This is a genomic window from Spirosoma radiotolerans, assembly GCF_000974425.1.
In the GTDB taxonomy this organism is placed as follows: Bacteria; Bacteroidota; Bacteroidia; order Cytophagales; family Spirosomataceae; genus Spirosoma; species Spirosoma radiotolerans.
This window is the reverse complement of record NZ_CP010429.1, coordinates 6,767,590-6,783,452: the sequence shown is the minus strand read 5'-3', so window position 1 is coordinate 6,783,452 and position 15,863 is coordinate 6,767,590. Positions and strand designations below refer to the sequence as shown.

General features: G+C 50.0%; 9 protein-coding genes. 3 read left to right on the top strand and 6 right to left on the bottom strand.

The annotated features are described in order from the left end of the window. The first annotated feature begins 62 nt into the window (after positions 1-62). Complete coding sequence (locus tag SD10_RS27615) at positions 63-1,592, top strand: DUF4301 family protein (RefSeq protein ID WP_046580243.1); 1,530 nt, start codon at positions 63-65, stop codon at positions 1,590-1,592. A 96-nt stretch (positions 1,593-1,688) separates the two neighbouring features. Here SD10_RS27615 and SD10_RS27610 read toward each other — a convergent pair whose 3' ends face one another. From SD10_RS27610 to SD10_RS27600, 3 genes are all read right to left on the bottom strand, one after another. Next, positions 1,689-2,183 carry an RrF2 family transcriptional regulator gene (locus SD10_RS27610; protein ID WP_046578568.1) on the bottom strand — a complete coding sequence of 165 codons (495 nt, stop codon included), beginning with the start codon at positions 2,181-2,183 and terminating at the stop codon, positions 1,689-1,691. Between the two features lie 486 nt (positions 2,184-2,669). Next, positions 2,670-4,358 (bottom strand): IPT/TIG domain-containing protein, encoded by a 1,689-nt coding sequence (locus tag SD10_RS27605; RefSeq protein WP_046578567.1) that lies wholly within the window; start codon positions 4,356-4,358, stop codon positions 2,670-2,672. A gap of 39 nt (positions 4,359-4,397) precedes the next feature. Then, positions 4,398-7,286 carry a TonB-dependent receptor gene (locus SD10_RS27600; protein ID WP_046578566.1) on the bottom strand — a complete coding sequence of 963 codons (2,889 nt, stop codon included), beginning with the start codon at positions 7,284-7,286 and terminating at the stop codon, positions 4,398-4,400. 454 nt (positions 7,287-7,740) lie between these two features. On the opposite strand from SD10_RS27600, the gene SD10_RS27595 reads away from it, so the two are divergent. Continuing rightward, a complete protein-coding gene (locus tag SD10_RS27595; protein ID WP_046578565.1) occupies positions 7,741-10,965 on the top strand; it encodes a TonB-dependent receptor in 3,225 nt (1,074 codons plus the stop codon). 350 nt (positions 10,966-11,315) lie between these two features. Here SD10_RS27595 and SD10_RS27590 read toward each other — a convergent pair whose 3' ends face one another. Both SD10_RS27590 and crcB read right to left on the bottom strand, forming a co-directional pair. Beyond that, positions 11,316-12,725, bottom strand: coding sequence for a M14 family zinc carboxypeptidase (locus tag SD10_RS27590; RefSeq protein WP_169750815.1), 1,410 nt, complete (start codon positions 12,723-12,725; stop codon positions 11,316-11,318). A 32-nt stretch (positions 12,726-12,757) separates the two neighbouring features. Continuing rightward, entirely contained in the window at positions 12,758-13,204 is a 447-nt protein-coding gene (gene crcB, locus SD10_RS27585) for a fluoride efflux transporter CrcB (protein WP_227699084.1), read from the bottom strand. Between the two features lie 67 nt (positions 13,205-13,271). Here crcB and SD10_RS27580 point away from each other — a divergent pair, with 67 nt between their 5' ends. Beyond that, on the top strand, positions 13,272-14,573 hold the full coding sequence (locus SD10_RS27580; RefSeq protein WP_046578563.1) for an APC family permease: 1,302 nt from the start codon (positions 13,272-13,274) through the stop codon (positions 14,571-14,573). A 15-nt stretch (positions 14,574-14,588) separates the two neighbouring features. Here SD10_RS27580 and SD10_RS27575 read toward each other — a convergent pair whose 3' ends face one another. Beyond that, positions 14,589-15,854, bottom strand: a complete 1,266-nt coding sequence (locus SD10_RS27575) for a D-alanyl-D-alanine carboxypeptidase (RefSeq protein ID WP_046578562.1) — start codon at positions 15,852-15,854, stop codon at positions 14,589-14,591. Positions 15,855-15,863 lie beyond the last annotated feature (9 nt).

Sequence of the window (15,863 nt, the reverse complement as noted above, 5' to 3'; positions counted from 1 at the left end):
GTACCATTGCTGAAATCCGCAATTTGCCCCTCATTCCTAATGTAATTTTTTCCGTTAACCCTATGCAATTCACAGAGCAAGATCAGGACCAGATTCTGTTACAGGGCGTTTCACTCGACCAGATTGACCAGCAGATAAAACACTTTGTAGAAGGATTTCCGTACTTGAATGTCATTAAAGCGGCTACCATCGGCGATGGTATTATTCGTATCGCTGATGATCAACTGGCTACGCACATTCACCGTTTCGACGAGGCTGCTCACGAACGGGACTTGGTTAAATTTGTTCCGGCCTCGGGAGCGGCTACCCGTATGTTTAAATCCTTGTTTTCGGCGCTGGATGGCAAATCTGACAAATCAGTCGATGAAGTCTTTGCCCGCCTAACCGACTTCGCTTTTTATGACGACCTGAAAGCTGCAATGGCCGCTCAGGGCCATGATTTAGACAAAGCCGTTGCCGAAAATGACCGAATAACGGTACTGAGATTTCTACTGACCGAAGATGGTCTGGATTATGGTAGTCTGCCTAAGGGATTATTGAAATTTCACCGCTATCCGGATGGGCCACGTACACCCGTGGAGGAGCATTTGGTAGAAGGGGCTGCCTATGCCAATTCGGATGGGTTAGTTAAAATCCATTTCACCGTCTCGCCCGAACACCGTAGCCGTTTCGAGCAGTTGATCCATGCACAAAAGACCGATTACGAAGCCTGGCTTGGCGTAACGTTCGACGTAACGTTCTCCGAACAGAAAAAATCCACCGATACCATTTCGGTGAACATGGATAATTCACCCTTCCGCAGTGGCGAATCAGGATCGCTCCTGTTCCGCCCGGCAGGTCATGGGGCTCTCATTGAAAACCTCAATGACATTCATGCCGACATCGTCTTTATTAAGAACATCGACAATGTCGTTCCTGACCAGATTAAGGAACCGACCATCACATACAAGAAAGTTCTGGCCTCTGTATTGCTCGATGCCCAGCAGCAGATTGCCCGCCTGCAAGGTCTGCTGGAAAGTCAGTCCGGCGATTCGGAAGCCATCAGTGACGGCTACTTGAGCGAAGCGGACGAACTCCTGCGACGGACGCTCTATACGTTACCGCCAGTTGGCTTCGATCAGCTGTCCAAAGCGGAGAAACTGGACTACCTCCGTCGGAAATTAGACCGGCCCGTGCGGGTTTGTGGGATGGTTAAAAACGTTGGCGAACCGGGGGGTGGGCCGTTCTGGGCCAGAAATCAGGATGGCTCTGTGTCTTTGCAAGTTGTTGAGTCGGCCCAGATTGATTTGACTGACCCGGCACAAAAAGCCATTTTTGATGAAGCCACGCACTTTAACCCCGTCGATCTGGTATGCGGCCTTAAAGATCATCTTGGTCGTAAATATGACTTACCCGCTTATCGTGACCCACTAACAGGGTTCATTACGGCTAAATCGAAAGATGGAAAAGACTTAAAAGCGCAGGAGCTGCCGGGTCTTTGGAACGGCGCTATGGCCGATTGGAGCACGATCTTCGTTGAAGTGCCGCTCATTACGTTCAATCCGGTGAAGACCGTGAACGACCTCTTGCGGAAAGAACACCAACCAGAGTAAGGTCACGGTTTTTGGTATACGGCGATCCGTCGCTACGGTTGGCTGACGCGTAACACTGGCGACAGATCGCCGTATACCAAAAACCGTAAATCCATATTAAGCTGACATCCGATTTGATGTTGTGTCAATCAAGTCGGCCGTATTCGTCCCGATGGCTACTTCCTTTGTTTCGAGGGAGCCCAGATTCTGGAACGTCAGCAACGTTGTGTTTTCGTAAACGCCTAAGTTCGCATCCCGAACGCGCTCCATAATTGGCCGCAACATACAGGTTACCTCATCATTGCAGTCATCGCATTTAACGTAGAAATTAAACGACACGCAGGGAGTTGGGGCAATAGGGCCATCAATTACGCGTAGTACCTGTGCCAGGTTAACCCGGCCTGGGTCAACGCGCAACAGGTAGCCGCCACCTTTTCCTTTTTGGCTTTGCAGAATTCCATGATTTCGCAGTTCCAAAAGAATTGCCTCTAAGAATTTTTTCGGGATGTTTTCTTTCGCCGAGATATAGGAAATCAATACGGGTCCTTTTCCGTACTCTTCAGTCAAAACCTTCAGGGCTTTGATGGCATACTTAGCTTTCTTAGAGATCATTCGTTACGGTGACTTAAGGGTGATATGGTGAAATGGTGAGCCTGTTCCTGAAACATAATAGGCACGTATTATCTGGCAAATTAATAAGTACCTAATTATCAGCCAAAAAGTCGCCCTTTTTCTACAAAGAAAAATAGGCACGATACACTTGGTGGTCAATTCAGCTTATTAACACAAATTTATTGCCAAACACGTACAATTTACCTAAAAGTTCATGGACTTACTTGGGTATTAGACGCTAATTTAAATTAGAAGTAACAATAAAATATACTAATTACTGCCAACCAGGCGTAAATCTTCATGTATGAAGCAGTAACATAGCTCAATAGCAAACTCGCTGCCGCCTATGAAAGGTATGTATAGTATTCATCGAATGTAATTAGTTGCCTGTTTATTTGGTAAACGGTATCTTTTATAAAAAGAAAAAGAGCCGGAGCAAAGCCCCGGCCCTTTTTTGCGACACCAATATAAAATTTACTGATTACTTTATTTGTCGTAGTTAGCGTTCTGGGGGTCCCAGTTAGCCCAGCCTTTTGTCCAGTCGGTTGTTCCGAAGGCACCAATGAACGGCTCTTTGGTAAAGAAGGCATCAGCGCCCTTACCATCCCAGATTGCACCCGTTAATAAAGGCGAACCAGCCTGAGGAAGGAAGTTAGGCGCGGTCAGGTTAAAGCTAGCCGAGTTAAGCAGAAGCTTGGCAACATCGCTACTGGCAATAATCTGATTTTTATATGCTGCGGTATTGAAGAACGCCTGAGCCTGTGCGTCGGTGATCGCACCAGCACCGCGTACGGGTGTCGTGGTATTTGCAATCACAACCCCGTGTAATTGTAGAGCTCCGCTCGTTGCGTTATCCAGCGTACCTGTCGTACCGGTTGGTGCATCTAACCGCAGTCCTTCAGGATAACCAACAATCAATGAGTTGAAGATACTGAGCGACGTGTTCCGGCGAAGGTGCATGCCTGACTGATAAGGGCCGCTACCCTTTGACGCCGGTGCGTTTGAGGGTGCACCGCTAAAGGCGAAGTTACTCATATTGGCAAAAACTCCAGCCGTAAGTGGCAGACCGGCGTTAGGCCCCGTGGCGGGCAAACCCGGGTTGAAGTTGTCCGATTCAAAGCCGTTCGAAGCCGATTGGTCAGCTACATCCGTATCACGGAGCGAAAGGCCATACTGCACTTTACCAGACCAGCCCCAGTCAGTATCCCAATCGTCATCCCAACCCCGGAAAGCGATCAGGTTTTTCGCATTGACCGTACCACCAAACCATTCGTATGAATCATCACCACTGTAAGATACCTGGATGTGATCGAGCGTCGTTCCAGCACCTACACCATATAACGAAAGACCATTGATCTCGCTGTTGGCCAGCAAGGCAATGCCCCCGAACTCAATACGCACGTACTGCATGACACCCGAGTTGTCGTTAACATCGGAGTAAGAACCGACGGTACCTGGAAGACCCCCTTCAAAACCGGTTGCACTTGGCTGATTGACAGGCGCTTTCCCGAAGATTACGACGCCACCCCAGTCACCATAATTCCGTGAGCCAGCCGCTTTGTTCGAAGTAAACACGATTGGAGCTGACGCGGTACCGACGGCATTGATTTTAGCACCTGGCAGAATGATCAGCGTAGCGCCCTGCTGTTTGCCTGCCGGATCAACTTCTTTACCGCCCCCTTTGATAATTGTTCCAGCTTCGATAGTCAGCGTAGCTGGTGCTTTTACCTGAACAAAACCACGAAGGTAGTATATCTTATCTGCGGTCCATTTGGTATCGGCCGTAATATCGCCCGTTATTTCCTGGACTGGCTTATTTCCTAATTGAAAGGCCGTTGAGCTTGTTACGGTTGATCCGCCTGATGTTACTGCGATAGGCGTACCGGCTCCGGCAGGTACAACAACCGATAACGACGTTGTTGTGGCTCCGGTCACAGTCGCGGGAACGCCACCAAACGTGACGGTATTGCTGGCCGGTGTAGCACTGAACGCCGTACCTGTAATGACAACAGTTGAACCAACAGGTGCTGAGGATGGGCTGAAGCTGGTGATGCTCAGAACGGGAGCCGGTGTATCCTCATTTTTACAGGAGGAAACCGCCATAAATAAGCCCAGTACCACAGCTAGTGAGGGTAGCCAGGCCCGACGGAACAATTGAGGGAATTGCATAAACATTGATTTTTGTTTGAATTGGTCTTATTGAGATTGGGGTAATTACGGGATAACTGTCCGGCGACCGAACGTATAAATAGCGCTAACGGTATAGTAACTGCCCCGCTTGAACTTGCGAACCATCTGATCGGCACCGGCCGTTTGTGATGTTACGTCGCTGCCGATTTTGCCATCACGGTTGAAATCCTGGGCAAACCGAACGTTTTGGTTCAGGATGTCCTGAATACCCAAACGGAGTTCAACTTTCTTATTGAACTGCTTGGTCAGGTTCAGGTCAATGACATTGCGTGGCAGTTCATACACAGTCGGATTCTGGCTGTTTCCTACCGTAAAAATGCGTTGTCCGAAGACGTTGTACAGTACGTTCCACTGCCAGCCCGAATTAGGCGCGGCATAATAAACACCCGCATTGATGAGGTAAGGCGATTGACCGGCCAGAGCGCGTTTGGTATCGGCAATGCCCCGGATGTCGTACTGCTGAATGGTGCCGCTCAGGTCGGGAGCAGTCACAAAATCACCCACGTTGACCTGGCTTTTGATCAAGGATACATTACCAACGACCGACAGGTTTTGCAGAAAAGCACTAGCCGAGTTCTGGAATCCTTTTCGCACTTCTAACTCAATACCATAGTTCTGAGCCGACTGTGCATTGGTGAATGTATATGCCAGGCCATTGCCCTGAAATAGCAGGTACGATTCGATCGGATTCGTAAAATGCTTGTAAAAACCCGTTACCGATATCAGTTCATTAGCGCTTGGGTAAAACTCCCACTTGGCGTCAACATTCTGAATTTTAGCCGTTGTTAAGGTCGTGTTTCCCTGAATATCGGCCAACAGGTTAAAGTCGTAATAGTTAAACGGGGCTAACTCCCGGAATTCCGGCCGGTTTACCGACGAGGAATAGGCAAAGCGCAGGTTGGTCTTATCGGTGAGTTTGTAGGTGAAATTAAGCGATGGCAGCGGGCTGAAAATCCGGTTTGTTACCAGCCTTGTTTCAACGCCGTTGATGTTCGATTTTATGCCCTGATCGTTATACTCTCCGCGAAAACCAAGGGTCAGGTTTGCTTTAGGACCGAAATTAATATCGCCACTCACGTAGCCTGCCAGGTAGGAATTGAGTCCTTTATAGGCATCCCGGTCGCGTGTTCCATCCAGCAGCGAGAAGCCCCCTTCGGAACCCGTTACGTTTTCTGGCGCAAAGGCTGTACCAATGTCACGCTGCTTGGCAATCGACGCGCTCCCTACAGCCTGGTAGCCGTAGAAACGAGCTGCGTAATCCCGATTTTTCTGTTCAGCATACACGCCAAACCGGATTTTGTTCGGCTCGCGGTCGGTTGGGTTACCAAACGTGTGCTCACCATTGGCAATGGCCGAAATTACGTATTCATGTAGTTTTGAGTTGAACCTACCCACTTCGGTAGGTGTCGGATCATTTGGAGTAGCGATCTGGAAGGGAGCCAGTTGCCCATCGGTTCCTGTTGCGCCCGTTGCCCGTAGGTAACGCGCCCGTTTCCAATCTGGCTCCCAACGGCCCGTATAGCCAAAGCTACCAACCCAGTTGATTTTTGTCAACGGGCTAATCGAATGCTCACCGGCCAGTTGCGTCGTCAAAATACTCCGGTTCTCAAACCGTTCGGAGTAACTACGTACATCGTAGCCTTCGGCCACCTGAGCGCCCGTCCGGACAACCGTTTCTGTTGTGCTGAGCTGGTTGTACAGTGTTTTCCACTCCAAGGTAAAGTTAGGCGAGAACCGGGCCGACCAGTTGTGCAGAATGCCCAGGCGAGTCTGACGAGCGTAGTTGGCATCATTATACTGCTGTGTAACGGCATTGGCAATGGTGCCGTTGTCGTATAATTTGAGATCAATGTTCGAGAACTGGTTGGTCATCGCGTAGTTGATACTCGTCAGATTACTGACCCGCACACTACCGACGTCGAACCGACGACCTATGTTCAGGGCAAACCGAATATCAGGGGAGACGGACAAATCTTTTAAGCCCCAGGTATTCGGTAACAGACGAGCGTAAGAGGCTCGCTGCAAGGGATTCAATGAATTGAAATCGCCTGGCTTAGCCGGAAAACTGGTTGGAATCTGCTGGCTGGCGTCCCAAAGGCCCAGCGCGTTCAGGCCAGAACGGGTTTGAGATTGTACGGTCTGAAACGTTGTGTTGCCCCGATAGCCAATGGTCAAACCGGCATCCGTAAAATTCTGGTCGGGCCGACGCTTGGTATATATTTTGATAACCCCGCCCGCGAAATCGCCGGGAAGATCGGCCGAACCCGATTTGTAGACGATCATCCGGTCAATGATGTTGCTCGGCACCAGATCGAAGGAAAATGAACGGGTATCTACTTCGGTCGAGGGTGTAATGACATCATTGATCAATACTGAGTTATAGCGGGCCGCCAGGCCACGAATCAACACAAACCGATTATCGACGATACTAACGCCCGGTACCCGCCGGATGGCGGCAGCGGCATCCCGATCCTGCGATTTCTGAATCTGCTGCGCCGAGATACCAACGGCAATTGGCTTTAGTTGCTTAATTTCGGTAATAACGGCGATCTCGGTATTCGTTGCCTTATTGGCCCGAACCACCACTTCCTGAAGGGCAGTTCCTTCTTCGTCCAGTTCGGTATCTATGGCCGTTGTGTTACCCGATTCAACCCGAACATTTGGAATCTCTCTTGTTTTATACGAGACGTAGGAGATAACGATTTTGTGTGTACCGGCGGGTACATTGGCGAGGTTAAAATTACCTTCGATGTCGGTGGTGCTACCAATTTGCGTACCATCAACACGCACGGTACAGCCGATTAAAGATTCTTTTGTTTTTCCGTCTTTGACGGTTCCCCGGACAGTGCCGGTCTGTGCCCATAAGGCCGTAGACAGTAGAGAAAAAAGGACAAGTAAAACGTGACGGTTCATTTTTTTAGTTTTGGTATCGCTTTAAGCGCTGCAAAACTACCCGCCCAATGTTACGTCAATGTTACACGAATGTTAACTTTTAATACGTATTTAATAATACAAAACCTTGATAATCAATTTCGTATTACTCACTTAATTTCTTTACATTAAAGCCTTTGTATTCTTTTCTAATAAAATATTTTTCAGAAAAAAGACTTTATATCCAAATTTTATTTGGATATGGAAAGCGTTAAACGCTAAAAGTTACCTTCCTATCATAGATGAAATACTTACTCTACCGTAGATCTGTAGTAAGCTAAAAAAGACTCGATAATGGCTCTAAAACAAGGCTTTCAGGGCGCTACAGGCCTTTAATTGCATTTTAACCCCAACGCCGTATATCGTAATATTGGCGTAACAGCCTTCATCTGGATAAGCGTGAATTTTGCACTGAAAATCACCAATCTACTAAAAGATGAAATTTTTTCGTTCTACTTCACTACTTGTACTATTTCTAGTTATCGCTTTTTCAACAACGTGGGCGCAGGTAACCACCAGCGGTCTCAGCGGTCGGATCATCGACACCAAGAAAGAAGCGTTAGTGGGAGCAACCGTGCAGGCGACCTATACACCCACCGGCACGAAGTACGCAGCCGTGACGGATGTGGAAGGCCGCTTTCGGATCAATAACATGAATGCCGGTGGCCCTTACGAGATCGTTGTGACCTACGTAAGTTACAAGACCGAAACACAGTCGGGGGTTACCTTACAACTGGGCGAAACGACCAACCTGAACATTACGCTTCAGGACGCCAGCACACAGTTATCCGAAGTAGTTGTGAAAGGCAATCGCGAAGGCGATAAGCAAGGGGCAGGTATCAGCGTAAACAGCGAAACCATCCGTCGGCTGCCCACTATTTCCCGCAGCCTGACCGACATGACCCGCCTGTCGCCACAGGTGAACAACAATAATTCCTTCGCTGGTACTAACTTCCGGTACAACAACGTAACCATCGACGGCGCCATTAATAACGACGCCATTGGGTTCAGCCCTTCGCTCGGCGGTTCTACCGGTACGTCGGGGCAACCCGGTTCAAGTACCCGCACCAACCCCGTCAGCCTCGACGCCATACAGGACATTCAGGTAGCTGTGGCTCCGTTCGATGTTCGGCTGGGTAACTTTTTGGGTGGCTCGGTCAATGCGGTAACCCGCAGCGGTACCAATGAAGTAACGGGTTCTATATACGGATTTGGTCGTAATGCCACGCTGACCGGTGCCTGGAACGGCGCATCGAATGCCAAAGAGAAGCTCCCAAGCACATTTCACGAGTACCAGACAGGTGTACGGGTGGGTCTTCCCCTGATCAAAAACAAACTGTTCTTCTTCACGAATGAAGAAATTACCCGTCGGCAGGATCCCGTTCAGTTCCAGGCGGGTTCACCCAGTTCGCTCATCAAAGATGTAGCCCTGGCTCAGCAGCTTAGCGATTTCGTAAAAACCAACTACGGTCTTGACGCGGGCTCAGCCGGTGACTATGCCATTTATTCCAACAGCACTAAGTTTTTCAACCGCATTGACTGGAACATCAATGAAAAAAATCAGCTGACGATCCGTAACAACACGGTATTCTCCGAAGCGACAAACCTAGAGCGTGACGCGCAGAACTTCCGGTTTGGCAGTATCGACTACAAACAAACCAACAACCAGAGCAGCACGGTTGCCGAATTGAAAAGCCAGTTCAGCGGCCGGGCGTCGAACAGCCTGATCGTTGGCTATTCGAGTGTACACGATTACCGCAATACACTGGCCAATGTCCGCACCTTCCCCCAAGTGGAAATTGGCTACAACGGCGGAACGATATTCTTGGGAAATGACCGGGAAGCATCGGTGTTCAATATGCGTCAGAAGACGTTTGAGCTGACCGATAACTTTACGTTCTATCTAGGCAAAAACACGTTTACGCTGGGTACGCACAACGAGTTCTATACCATTGATTACGGATTTGTCAATTCGCCAAACGGCCGGATTTCGTACCGTAGCCCGGCTGAATTCCTGGCGAAACTGCCGAACCGGGTGCGTGGCTCGTACCCGTTCTCTGACGCGACGAATAACCTGGATAACCAATTCAACAATCCCTACGCGCACTTCAATGTCAACCTGATGAGTGCCTACTTGCAGGATGATATTCAACTGACCGATAAGTTAAAGATTTCACCGGGTGTTCGCTTCGACTATTCAGGGTTGCCTACTAAACCAGCGCTGAGCCCACTGGTGACGAGTTCGGCAGGTGATCCGGCCAACATGGGTAATACCTACAGCTTTACGCCCCTGAACCAAATCAAGAACAACTTCCTGAATAACGTTCAGATTTCGCCCCGCTTAGGCTTCACCTTTGATGCCAATGGCGATAAGAGCCTGGTTGTCCGGGGTGGAACGGGCCTGTTTACGGGTCGTATTCCCTTTGCCTGGCTAGGATATGCCTTTTATAACAATGGTGTAGGTTATGGCGCTTATGATTTCAACAACAACGCCACCGCTACCACCAAACTGGTGGGTGATCCACTCGTGCCCAATGGGGGCTTGCTGATCAATAACAACCCGGCAAACGGCGGTGTAACCCGTACCCAGGTAGACCTGATCGACAATAATTTCAAAATGCCGCAAATGTTCCGGAATAACCTGGCCGTCGATTATGTGGTAGGAGGCTATAAATTAACGGTCGAGGGCTTATATACGAAGGTGATTCAGGATTTACAATTTCAGCAGGTCAACACGAAAGATGTCGTTCGGTATTACAGCTACGACACGCAGCACCAGCAGCCCATCTATGTAGCAGCCAATGGCTCGGCCGGGGCGCAGCGCATTGATAACAATTTTGCCAATGCCTACATGCTGTCAAATACGAACAAAGGCTATCGGTATAGCTTAACTGGACAAATCCAGCGGAACTTCCCATTTGGCTTCGGGTTCTCAACGGCCTACACCTACGGAAAATCGTTCGATATCACGAATGGCATTCGGAACTCGATGGAATCAAACTGGCAGTTGAACCAGTCATTGACGCCAAACAACCCGCAACTGGGCTACTCGAACTTCGACATCCGGCATCGGATTGTGGGTACCGTGAATTACCGTCAGATCTGGAATCCACGAAATGCGACCACCGTTACCCTGTTTTACTCGCTGCAATCGGGAACACCGTTCTCCTGGGGCTACGTTAACACGACCATTGATGGAACGGGGCAAGCCAATAGTTTAGCGTACATCCCGCGTGACTTGACCGAAGCGCAAAAGCTGTTGCCAACAGGCACCCAGGCGGCTGACTTCATGGCTTTCGTTGAATCGGATTCGTACCTGAAAACACGAAAAGGAACGTTTACTGAGCGTAATGCTGCTCGTACGCCCTGGAACAATACCATGGATTTGCGTTTCCTGCACGAGTTCAAACTGAAAGGCCGTCAGTCGATTCAAATTAGCTACGACATCATCAACTTCCTGAATCTGCTGGATAAAAAGCTGGGGTATTCTTACTTCGCAGCCAATACCTTCAACTCGACAGGGTCTATTGGCCTGACGCGGGCGACCAACCCAACCTCTGGCGATCCAACGTTTACCTGGAGTGCGCCATCTACGCCCTACTCAATTGATCCGCTGGGTTCACGCTGGCAGATGCAGATCGGTGCCCGATACACGTTCTAAGAGTTGCTTCTTGCTTCCTCAATGCAAAATGCCCGGCTAGCCGGGCATTTTGCATTGAGGAAATAACAGGGTTTGTTATTGACGGAAAATTTAACGGCATTTTTTGTCATGCTGACGCAGGAACCATCCTAAAGTTTTCTGCGTCAGCATGACAAAATTCAGACTTACTCAAAAGCTTGAACAGACCTAAAAGAAAAAAGCCAGAACAATGCTCTGGCCTTTCGAACGACACCAATATGATTATAACGGATAGTTTGTGTGTTGAGACAAACTGTATGACAAAGTTACCATCCAGCTATTAAGTAAACGTTATGACAGTGTTACGGGCAGATTACGTTTAGAATAGCAACTTAATCCAGTATCCCATTAGGTACCTTACCCCTACTGTCTTTCCAAAACCCGTTCACAAACGTGTACTTGATCTGATTTCCCTTCATCAGCAGGAAAGTCGGGATTTGCTCCAGTTGGAGTGGTTGAGCAGGTAGCTCGCCATCCAGAAGCAAATGCACAGCCTGATTTGGAAAGCTGTCTTTGGTAGCTTGCCGTACCTTAAACGCAACCACACCGTCTCGGTGAAGAGCGGGCAAATCCAGTTTATCCAGATCGGCGGGGGATTCCAGAGGATCGGTATGAACCCGAGCGGGTACCAGTGTCAGGCCTGTCGCATCGATTTCGTCGATGCCATAAAACGTCGACAAATCCCCAATGTCTTCAATGGTGCTTTTGTACTGAAACTGTTTACTGGTCTTGTCGTTGACCTCGTCATAATTAATTCCCACGTCAACCGTAACTGGTTTGCCTTCGCGGACAACCGTTGCATTGCGAATGAGGAGATCGAATAACGCCCGGCCATTTTCCGGAATAGCCAGGTAATCTGCTTTGGATTCCTGCCGGTATGAACCATCGGCAATGGCTTTGAGCGCCGACAGAATCGCGACGAAATTCAGCCGCCGAATCGCCATTTTTTCAGAATCGCCTTTGTAGCCTCCCGATTCGATCAAAATCAAGGTTGTTCCCCACTTTTGAATATTATCCCCAAAAGCGCGTGGCTCAAATTCGTCGTCATAGCGGGCAATCTGGCCGGGAATAAACGGCTGTAAAACCCGATTCATGCCTGCAATCAGCTGCATAGACCGCTGTCGAACGTCATTGATATTCCGATCTTCGTCATAGGCCGTTGCCAGAAACGACATAACCGCCTGCTTCCCCGTTTTTCCAACGCTGTAGCGGGGGCTCTGGTCATGAAGGTTAAACCCAACCAGCGGTTGCAGCGTTTGCTGCATGCGTTTGAGCAAAGTTCCCTCCGGTGTTTGCAGACGAAGGGCATCCCGATTCATGTCGATATCCGTAGCCGTCCGGCGCTGAAACCGCTCGGCACCGTCCGGATTGAGCATCGGCAGAAAGTAAAGCGTCGTCTTTGACAGAATAGTCTGCCGAAACGCGTCGAAGCCATCACCGTGGGCGCTCAGAAAGTTGAATATATCGAACAAGGCCATGGTGGCGGTCGCTTCATCGCCGTGCATCTGGCTCCAAAGCAATACATTGGTTGTTCCTGTTCCCGCTTTAACCTGATAAATAGCTCGTTTCTCCAGCGACTCCCCTACCTGGCTCACCGACAAGGGCTGGGCTATGGCCTGTAGCAAAGGCACAATGTCGGCATGCTTGAAACGCCGGTGTGTAAGGCTTTTTTCCTTGTAGGTTTCGTGTGCGTCATGGAGCTGACGGGCTACCTCCTGGGCTTGCAACTGAGTCGAAATCATTAGCATTGAAAATAGAAACAGGAAGAGCTTCCTCATAATTTTTGTCCAAACCAAAGTCCCGCGGCCGAAGCGACCAGGCACAGAATCACATTCAGGCCAATGTTGAGCAAAGCAGCCCCCAAACGGCCATTTTGCGCCAGTAAAACCGTGTCATTACTAAAACTTGAGAAGGTACTGAGCCCACCACAAAAGCCCACCCCGATGAGCAGACGCGCTTCTTCGCCCGCCGACCGGCCAATTACCCAACTGACAATAGCGCCCAGCACGAAACTAGCCACTACGTTCACGAGCAGAATGGCCGTAGGAAACGGTGAACTCGCGAATGTGACAGGTATCAGTCGGCCAAGCGCATAGCGTAGTACACTTCCCAGCCCACCCCCGAAAAAAACCAGCACGTAAGCGTTCATCAGCAAGGCTCTCATGTTGGCAAACTTACGAAAAACCGGGATGCTGGCAGACAGAACCAGTCGTAGAATCACAAATGGGCCATTTTTTTCGCTATCATTGTAAAATAGCCCATCCTATCCTTTCTTGCTCCTGCCTGCTATGGCTCAAAACCAACTTAAAAAATTACTAGGCGTCGGCTTCGGTGTGGCCGTTACAATTGGTGGCACCGTGGGCACAGGCATTCTGCGAAAACCTGGTCCCATTGCCCAGGATATTGGCAATCCAACATTGATTATTGGCGTCTGGCTGGCGGTTGGTCTCTATGCACTGGCGGGGTCGCTGTCTGTCATGGAGCTGGGCACCATGCTACCCAAAGCCGGCGGCTGGTACGTATATGCCCGACGGGCCTTTGGCAATTATGCCGGGTTCATTATCGGAATCAGTAGTTGGCTGGGCAGCGTCTCGGCAATGGCTTTTGGGGCCGCTGTTATGAGTGAATACATCGGCTTGCTATCGCCCGCGTTGGTGGATTATCAGCAAAGTATGGCCATCGGCATTCTGGTTGCTTTTGTTGCCTTTCACTCGTTGGGAGTACGATTGGCCAGCCGGGCGCAGGAAATAATGAGTGTGTTGAAAGCGGTTGGTCTACTGGCCTTTGTGGTTATCTGCTTTGTGGTCACGCCAGACAAACCCATAACGGCTACTGCCGTCCGGCCCCTGGCGGAAGGCGGTCTCTGGGTGGGTATTCTGGCCGCCCTTCAGGCGGTCTTTTATACTTACGATGGGTGGCATACAGCCGCTTACTTTACCGAAGAAGACGTCGACCCCAGCCGCAACTTACCCCGCTCCATGATTCGGGGAGTCCTCCTGATTATTGGGATCTACCTATTCGTCAATCTGGCGTTGCTCTACGTATTGCCGATGTCGGCCCTTGCCGCGTCGAAGTTACCGGCCGCTGATGCAGTTCAGCTTTTATTCGGGCCAGGAAGCGCCAAGGTTGTTACCTTCCTGTTAATGATCTCGATCATGGGCATCATCAATGCCCAGATCATGTTCAATCCGCGCGTTATCTTCGCCATGGGCCGCGACGGTTTGTTTTTCCGGTTTGTTACGCACGTCAATGCGGGAGGCACGCCAACCTACGCGACCATTCTGACAGCCTCGGCGTCTGTTCTGATGATTCTGACCAATACCTACGGGAAGCTGTCCGACATTGCTACGTTTTTCTTCGTGCTTTGTTACGCGTCGTGTTTTGCCGCGCTGATTCGCCTTCGGCAAACGGAACCGGACCTTGAACGCCCGGTCCGGGCCTGGGGCTACCCGTTTTCAACCTGGACGTTGCTTGTTGCCTCTCTGGCTTTTCTCCTCGGCGTCGTCATCGGCGACTTTTCGAGCAGTTTGTATGCGCTGGGCTTCGTCGCCGTCAGCTATCCGGTTTATCGGCTGATAAAAGCCAGGTAAACGTCTTGTTAGCGACTACATCCGTTCGTGAATTTCCTTCAATAGATCGGCCGTGCGTCGGCGGATTTCGCTGACGGGCTGGATGAAGTTGTTATGCATAATGCTGAAATAAAGGAGCTTATTGCGCTTCGTTAGCACATAGCCACTCAGGTTGTAGACACCTGTCATGGAACCGGACTTGGCAAAGATATAAGGCTTCCCATCAGCCGCCATACTTCGCAATGTTCCCGACTGACCAGCGGCTGGCAATAACGTAAATAGGCGTTGCTGAGGCACTTTAGCATAAATTCGGCCAAGCAAGCCAATTAACACATTGGGTGTGAACAGGTTATAGCGAGATAAACCGGAGCCGTCTACCCACCTGACCGGGCTTTTCGCCGTAGCAGAATACTGTAGGCTATCGGCAATTCGTCGTAGTTCAATCGTGGGGTTGAGCTGCGTCGGCTGTTGTTCGGCTGAAGCCATAAATAAAACCTGTTCCGCAAACTGATTATCACTCACATGAAGCATTCGCTTGTAGAGCGAGTCAGTGGATGAACCGCGTATAAGCCGGGCGTTTGGGAAAACCGGTAGGTTTACAACGCTCACGGGTCGATGAAGGGTATCGGCCAATAATTGAGCGACTACTACCGCCGACCATCTAAACGGCACGTCCTGCCGGGCCGTTTTACCGGCTGCCGGTCGCACAAACTGATTCGTAAATTCAGCCCGGTGCACACCACCTGTTGCGGTAGCTATAGACTGCGTACTATCGATAAACCGGTGCGGCAGCGTTGTACTTTTTGTGAAACGGACCACATTGCCATAGATCGGCATGGGCGCTAACTCCGGCGAGTAGTCATCGTTATAATCATCCCAGGCCCATCCCGCTCCGAAACGCGGCCCTTCATAATTAGCGGGCGAATAAAACAGTCGTTCGGGGCGATTTCGCAGAAAAGCCAGTGCCGTGGTATCGGGTAAGTCAGGATGCAGCAGCAGGGGATTTCCTGTACCCCAAAAAATCAGGGAGTCGTTTCGGACGGCGTAACGCAGTACGGGCAGCGAATCCCGAAGCGACAACAGTCCGGCATAGAAACTAAACAGCTTCGTATTCGATGCTGGCGTAAACGGCTTATCGGCATTGTGTTGAATCAATGCCCGCCTTTGCGCAGGATCGTACACCGCCACGCCCGTAAAGTGATCTGTGTAGATGGACTTTGTCTGCAGTTCACGACTTATACGGCGCGCTGGCGAACACCCGACCACAACGAGCACGAGAAGAAATGGTAAGGCTACTTTCATAGTTTCTTA